This is a genomic window from Streptomyces sp. NPDC058534, from assembly GCF_042717365.1.
In the GTDB taxonomy this organism is placed as follows: Bacteria; Actinomycetota; Actinomycetes; order Streptomycetales; family Streptomycetaceae; genus Streptomyces.
Genome location: NZ_JBHXNW010000010.1, coordinates 36460 through 41811, shown reverse-complemented (window position 1 = coordinate 41811; position 5352 = coordinate 36460). Strand labels below are relative to the sequence as shown.

At 66.9% G+C, this 5352-nt stretch carries 4 protein-coding genes and 2 pseudogenes; 2 read left to right on the top strand and 4 right to left on the bottom strand.

What is annotated here, in order from left to right:
- Positions 1 to 112: 112 nt before the first annotated feature.
- The 3 genes from ACFWR9_RS08130 to ACFWR9_RS08120 form a co-directional block, all read right to left on the bottom strand.
- Complete coding sequence (locus ACFWR9_RS08130; RefSeq protein WP_383837308.1) at positions 113 to 964, bottom strand: hypothetical protein; 852 nt, start codon at positions 962 to 964, stop codon at positions 113 to 115.
- A 59-nt stretch (positions 965 to 1023) separates the two neighbouring features.
- A complete protein-coding gene (locus ACFWR9_RS08125; RefSeq protein WP_383837305.1) occupies positions 1024 to 2466 on the bottom strand; it encodes a DNA phosphorothioation-associated putative methyltransferase in 1443 nt (480 codons plus the stop codon).
- 282 nt (positions 2467 to 2748) lie between these two features.
- Positions 2749 to 3084, bottom strand: a complete 336-nt coding sequence (locus tag ACFWR9_RS08120) for a hypothetical protein (RefSeq protein ID WP_383837302.1) — start codon at positions 3082 to 3084, stop codon at positions 2749 to 2751.
- A gap of 162 nt (positions 3085 to 3246) precedes the next feature.
- On the opposite strand from ACFWR9_RS08120, the pseudogene ACFWR9_RS08115 reads away from it, so the two are divergent.
- Both ACFWR9_RS08115 and ACFWR9_RS08110 read left to right on the top strand, forming a co-directional pair.
- A pseudogene (locus ACFWR9_RS08115) lies at positions 3247 to 3641 on the top strand (signal peptidase I).
- Positions 3642 to 3719: 78 nt separating this feature from the next.
- Entirely contained in the window at positions 3720 to 4265 is a 546-nt protein-coding gene (locus tag ACFWR9_RS08110; RefSeq protein ID WP_383837299.1) for an HNH endonuclease, read from the top strand.
- 205 nt (positions 4266 to 4470) lie between these two features.
- Here ACFWR9_RS08110 and ACFWR9_RS08105 read toward each other — a convergent pair.
- Positions 4471 to 5163: pseudogene (locus ACFWR9_RS08105) on the bottom strand (transporter).
- Between the last annotated feature and the right edge of the window lie 189 nt (positions 5164 to 5352).

Below are 5352 nucleotides of genomic sequence, written 5' to 3'. Positions count from 1 at the left end.
CTCGCGCGCGCGGGTGTGCGCGCGGGCCCCGCCCCCGGCCCCCCCCACCCCACCCGTCGTTTGCCCCCGGGCTGCCGACGTGATCGGCGCGGGGCACTGCACGTGACCGGAATCAGAGCTCGGGCGGCTCGCCGGGCTGAAGGTGGAGAACGGCGAGGTACTCGCCGTAGGGCATCTCTTCATCCACCCAGCGGCTGCCGCCCGAGGCGTCGGGAATCCACATGCCGTCGAGAAGGTACTTGTCGTCGAAGACGGCGACGCGGTCCTCATGCACCGCCGCCGCCATAAGGAGCTGGATTCCCAGCAGTAGCGCCGTGGAGGCTTCCTTGACCCCGCAGACCTCGCCGTGCCCGGTGGGAAAGACCATGCCGTCCGCGTCGCTGTCCGGTTCGGGGATGGCGGCACGGCCCCGGACGGCCATCTCGTGCAGGGCAATCGCCTGGGTTACCGCAGCCGCCACCGGTGTGCCGGCACCCGGCACTCCGCCCGGGGCATGTGTCCGCAGATGGTCGGCGACCGCGCGTGCGTGCACGAGCCATGCGTCGCCGTGGTGGTGCAGCCGCTGTTCTGCTGCCTCGACGGCAAGTCCAGACTCCGTGGTGCCCGGGTGCAGCAGCCGGGTGAATCCTTCAAGTGCTGCGCGCAGGTAGCCGAGACGTATTTGGTGCTGCTGCCACTCCTCCATCATCTCGGTCCAGACGGCGTCGAAGTCTAGGCCGGCCGAGCACATGCCGCCGTCGTCGTACGACATGTCGAACGTCACGGTGCGCAGGCCCTGCGCGAGGCGCAGCCACTTGTAGGCCGCGTCCCAGCTGTTCTGCGCCCCGGGAACACTGGAGACGGCGGAGGCATGCTCAACCCAGTCGGTGAGTTCGCGGACGTGCTCCTCGGGCTCGGACAGCGCGAGGGTTGACAGCGTGCGGTACGAGGGCAGGCAGGGGCCCTCCATCCGGGTAGTGGTCATGGGTGGAGCGTGACACACGGCACTGACAATCGCTCCGGCGCCGAAAGTCGGCGCGACTCTCAGGTGCTTGTGGTGCGCCGTACAAGCCGATGACCACGCAACGCCCGCCCACAGCGTACGAGTTCGCGTTCCCAGCCCTCTTCCGTGCCGATCAGGTGCGGGCTCTCGTAGAGGCCGGCGCGTACCTCGGCGTCCGTGAGCCGCCGGTATTTGGGTGCGTCGGGATCATCCTCGGCGAGGAACTCGTGTTTCCGGTGAAGCAGAGGACGGTTGGTGGAGTCCGCGTAGGAGGTGAAGGAGGACTTGAGGGTCTTCAGGTCGACGGCGTACGACGCTGCGATGCGCGGGTGAGGGTCCGTGTCGAACTCGGGGTAGTCCAACCAGCTGACACCGCGGCCCTGGTGGCGGAGCTTGACCACGGACCATTCGCCAGGGCGGCCAGCAGCGATGCTCGCGCACTGCTCGTACAGGCGCAGCACGGCTGGGATCCGGTGGAGTGCCCGGCGGTGCACGTACAGGGCGGTCGCGGTGAATTTGCCGGCGATTGATCCGTTCATAGCACGACGGACGTAGGCGTCGTCGCGCAGCTTGAACAGCAGCCGATCCGCTCGCTGGCACGCCTCGGCGTACGAAAGGAAGTAGGCACGGATGTCCAACTGAACTGGCACTGGCAGACTGCTGACCGGGCCTCGGCCGTGAAACAGTTCCAGCGCGAGGAACAGCAGAGTGTCGAGGGCCCCACGCTCGGCGCTCCGTTCGACCTTCACGGGGTCGGCTTCCTGCTCGGCAAGGCGCTTGAGTTCAGCGGGACGCAGGTGGCCGAGGAGGCTGATGATGGGCTCCGGCATTTCCTCAAGCTGAGGCATCCGGCCGCGCTGTTCGAGATGATCGACGACCGAGGTGATCGCCGAGGCGGTGTCCTCGGACGCCAGCCATCCCCCGTCGGGGGCGACCTGGCGGGCCAGGTAGCTCAGGCGAGCCGCGTCGTCTTTAAAGGCATAGACGATGCCGGGCGCCGCCGACACGCAGCGGACGCCGGTGGCTTCCTCAACGTAGTCGCGAAGCTCGCCGGCGGCGTAGAGGTGCTGAAAGGTGCGGCGCTGGGTGAGGATGCCGTCGCCATACTCCGTGCCTTTGATCTGGTTGCGTTCCCACCTCAAACGCGCGGACACAACGAGCGCCGATTTGGCGAGGTTCCAGGCCCGTTGTAGTGTCTCGCGTCGTTCGTCGGGATCCTCAATGACGTTCAGGACATAGGTGAGAAGGACCACCTCGGCCGGCTCGCGCCGCCCGTCCGGAACGTGTACTGGGTCCCACCCTGCGACATCAAGACCGAGGTGCCGCAGTGCCCGTACATCGCCGCCTCGCCCGCACCCGTAGTCCAGTATTCCTGTGCCAGGTGCCAGCTGGAGGTCGCCGACGGCGCGGCGAGCCGGCTGCGAGAGACGGACTCGGCCGATCGCCGTCTGATGCCTCTGGCTGCTCCACAGTTGCTGTGTCATCGGCGTCCCCTGGTTCCACGGACAGGCCAGCGTGCGACAGCACCGAACCCTAGCCGACATCAGATTCGGCTTACGCGGAGTCGCACCTCCATTTGGCCCTGGGTATCACTGCTCTCCGTTACAGCTGCGGGCGTGGAGCGTCGTCCGGGTGACGACGTTGCGGATGCCGATCCAGGCCACGCCTGGAGCTAGGCACGACGGTCGGGCAGGAAGCCTGGGGCTCCAAGGAGGCGCCTGCCGGGGGCAGCCGGCCGGCAGCCGTCTTACTAGAGGCGGGGCGAGTCAGCGGTTGCCCATCCAGACGATCCGGTCGGCGAAGCCACCGCGCTCGGCCTGCTTGGCGGCGCGGATCTCCTCCAGCTGCTCCGCGCTGACGCCGAGGAGGGTGGCGTACGCGAGCGCGGCCTCCACTAGGTCGGCAAGTTCGCCAGGCGCGGCCTCGTCATCGGCTTCCAGCACCTCCCTGTACTCCTCGCCCAGCTTCTCCAGCAGTCGTTCCCTGTACTCCTCCGGCCCCGCAATGTAGATGACCGGCTCGGCCCCGTCCCTACGGATGATCTCCGGGATCTTGTCCCGTACTAGCTTGCCGACCCGCCGGGTCGGCTCGACGTCCTGCATCGGCTCTTCCTCTGCTCGGGGGTTTTCCGCTCGGCCGAGGTGAGGTGGAGCACCGCGGCCGGCGCGGTACTGCACCTCGCCGTCCGAAGTGTCGGCAGGGGCTGACGGCATACCGCATCGTCCCAGAGCAGCCCCCTCGCCCGGCTGATACTTTCCCAGGCCATGGCCAACAGCGTGTACGTGGGCAACGCGGGATGGGGTGCGGCCCTTGACCGAAGGTGGCTGCTGGGCCACTTCAAGGACTCCTCCGACCCCCGGCACAGCGAGGCCGCGGAGATCAAGTGGGGCGTCCACCCCGCGAGGGACGAGCGGACGGAGTGGGTGCGGGGTGAAGACCGTACGGCCCTGCTGGTCCTCATCAGCGGGTGCTTCCTGGTGGAACTGCCCGGACGCACCGTCCGCCTGGAACGCCAGGGCGACTACGTGGCTTGGGGGAAGGACGTCGACCACTCCTGGTTCGCGGAGAAGGAGTCCGTGGTCCTGACGGCCCGCTGGCCGTCCGTCCCGGCTACGCCGTGGCCGAGGACAGCCCGGAAGCGGCCGGGGCGGAGACATAGGCCGGGACGACTCTTTCTGCCCCAGGTGCAGGACGCAAGAGCCCCGACGCAATCGGACAGGACATGGAAGGACCGAGTGTGGCCAAGAGACGCACCTTTCTCCCGAACCCGAGGCGCCGCCGCAGCCTCATGGTCTGGGAGCGAATGGCCGTGCTCACTGCCAACGGCGGTAAGTGCGCGTATTGCGACCGCCGTGACGGGACAACTGTGGATCACCTCATACCGTTCGCCGACGGGGGCTCGGATGATCTCGATAACTTCGTGCCGGCCTGCTCCCCGTGCAACAACAAGAAACGCAAGCGCGACCCCGTGGTGTGGTACCTCGCGACAACGATGGCCGGGGAGTGGCGCGGGAAGGGCACTATCCATGGCGGAGCCGGGTACAGCGACCTCAGCCTTCGGGACCTGTACCTCGAACGCCACGAGGAAGCGCTCGGATGGCTGGAGCACCTGGAAGAGATCACCGCAGAAGTCAGCAACCACAACAGGCAGATGTGGTTCTTGAAACGCTTCTTCCACCTGGGATACCCCCAGGGCGGCATCGGAGTGGACTTCTGGCTGGCCTGGTCAAAGGACAACATCGCCGAGGCGCATAAGAACCACTTCCCCCCAACACCTGGCTAGGTACGCAGCCTTCCAGTAGTTGACAATCTACCTGCGGGGCGGAACATAGCGGAGAATCCCCGGTTAGCCTAACCGGATATTCTCCGCATGATAGGTATTCCACTGCCACGTCCTGCCCGCCATCGAAAGGCAGTCTCACGACGAAGAATCCAAATCAAGCACACACGGCGCCAAGGCCGTTGCATGTCCGTACGACCGTTGGCTTTCAGGCCCCCGCATAGCTGGCGCGGAACAGATGCTGGGCACGCTCCAGGTCCCGCTCGGTCTGCAGCCGCACCTCCAGGTCGCCTGTTTCGTGCTGGCCCAGGCCCCGCACATTCCTGGTGAAATCAGGGCCGAGATCGACCTCGGCCGGGTCGAGCGAAAGGTACACATGGACCTTGGTCCGCTGCGGCGGGCGAATGCTCGCGAAGTTCTGCAGCCCCGATAGGCGCTGTAGTGCTTGCGCTGCACCTTGGTGATCCCGACCGAGGCCAAGGAGGATTTCGTCCGCGGCTGCCGCCAGCTCCGCGATCCGCTCGCACCCTGAGGCCCGCTCCAGAGCACATGGGCCGCGTCAGTCACCCCGAGCCGGTCACGGACCAGGTGCTCAAACTCGGCCCGATGGTCGACGAGCCGGCTCAGGTAGAACAGCCCCTAGTTGATCACTCCCGAATCCGTGCCGCGCTGGTACTCGACCACGACGGGAGCTCCGTTCACATCGAGCCCCAGCGAGTCGATTCGGCCGGCATGGACCGGCCCCGTGCCGTGTACTCGCACGCCAGGGACCGGCCCCCCAGCAGCGCCTCTATGTTCGCGCCTCGACAAGGCGCTGCACGTCCGCTTCGGGCTCAGCGAGCCGGGGCGCGAACTCGTTCACGTCCCCGTATGCCGTCTGGAACAACCGCAGTTTCGACAACCCCTCTTCGTGGGCGCATCCAACGTACAGCGCCGCAGAGGTTTCCTGACCGGGCGGCAAATACGGAGCGTGTCAATCGCCAATGGCGGTGGACACAGGGCGAGAGGCGGCGCTACATGTGCACCGGCAGCAGAAAGCCGCCCCGCCCAAACCCGCGCCAAAGCGCGTGGGGAGGGGGGGGGGTTGGAA